Here is a 1,511-nt window from a genome sequence, read left to right on the forward strand (position 1 = left end):
ATATTAATAGGACTTACGAAGTTTAGTTCCTTTTGCCCCCCTAACCCCCCAATTTTGGGGGGTAATGTACTTAAAGTCCCCCATTATTGGGGGATTTAGGGGGCAATCCCTAAGTCCTGAGCCAAATTGTTCAATATGCTTCAACGAAGCCAAGGGTTACCCATCAACGGTCAACCCCATAGCGTTACCTCTACCTACGAATAGAGAATAATAAATATTTCATTATACTATCGAGATTTACGAAAAATACAACGATTTGTTAACAGTTTACCTAACCTAGGATTTTCCTACCTCCTCTTATGGTGGATAACTGTGGCCAGAATTTCTGATCATCAGCTTGTAGGGTGGGCAAAAACCCTTTGGAGGTTTTGAGTATTCTAGGTTATCTTACTTTGCCTCCTCTTATGGTGGATAACTGTGGCCAGAATTTCTGATCATCAGCTTGTAGGGTGGGCAAAAACCCTTTGGAGGTTTTGAGTATTCTAGGTTATCTTACTTTGCCCACCCTACTCACCTACCTCCTCTCAAGGCAGACGTAAGCATTCAGCCGTCAGCCGTCAGCCGTCAGCTTATTTTATTCAAAAGCACCTCAAGTAGCGTGGCCTAAGGCAAATAGCTGATAGCTGATAGCTGATAGCTGATAGCTGATAGCTGATAGCTGATAGCTGATAGCTGATAGCTGATAGCTGATAGCTTACAGGCAGACTATTGCCCTTTACCAAAAACTCATAGATTTAACCTACCCACATTAAGCCAAAAAACCATCATCCCCAGAGAAAAACTTGGGGAGATGGGGAGTGTAGGAAGTGTGGGTAGTGTGGGTAGTGTGGGTAGTGTGGGGCGGGGGCGCGGGGAGATGGGGAGATGGGGAGATAGGGATATGATGAATTATCGGGTTATTATATCATAATCTGTTTTAAAATGTTCCCGATTTAAAATCTTCCCGACTCCCGACTCCCTCGGTGCGCTTACAGTCGTCGAATTAAATTCGCCACGGGTCGCACCGCTCCCTACTCCCTGCTCCCTGATTTAATAATGATTCAGATTAATCCCAGCTTCCTTAGCCATAGCTTGCAGACCCTTTTTCTGCAAGGTCTTAATGGCCTTAGTGGAAATCCGCAGCTTCACCCAACGTTTCCCTTCTTCCCACCAAACTCTTTTAACCTGTAAGTTAACGTTTTGTAAGCGCTTAGTCCGACGGTGGGAGTGAGAAACGGCATAGCCGTTATTGGCCTTTTTACCAGTCAACTGACATCTACGGGACATGGGGTACCTCTTGATTTACGTCTGTTCTTGATCATATCTCGCAGATGGCGCGGGGAGTGGGGAGTCGGGAGTGGGGAGTCGGGAGTCGGGAGGTGTGGGTAGTGTGGGGCGGGGGCGCGGGGAGATGGGGAGGTAGGGGGAGTGATTAATCGTAGGTGGGCAGTGCCTAGTCACCCGATGACGAGCTTGGTGAATCGGTCTGAGCCACTGCCCACCCTACATCTTCTACCTTCTTTGGTGGGCAG

Annotated in this window: 1 protein-coding gene; it reads right to left on the minus strand. The window is 47.5% G+C overall.

Going from position 1 to position 1,511, the window contains the following annotated elements; translation table 11 throughout:
- Positions 1 to 1,029: 1,029 nt before the first annotated feature.
- Positions 1,030 to 1,266 (minus strand): 50S ribosomal protein L28, encoded by a 237-nt coding sequence (rpmB, locus tag LYNGBM3L_RS13000; protein ID WP_008183615.1) that lies wholly within the window; start codon positions 1,264 to 1,266, stop codon positions 1,030 to 1,032.
- Positions 1,267 to 1,511 lie beyond the last annotated feature (245 nt).

The sequence above is a fragment of the Moorena producens 3L genome, from assembly GCF_000211815.1.
Lineage (GTDB): Bacteria > Cyanobacteriota > Cyanobacteriia > Cyanobacteriales > Coleofasciculaceae > Moorena > Moorena producens.

Excerpts from the sequence above, each read along its gene's own strand:
- rpmB (WP_008183615.1), bottom strand. The coding sequence starts at position 1,266 with ATGTCCCGTAGATGTCAGTTGACTGGTAAAAAGGCCAATAACGGCTAT.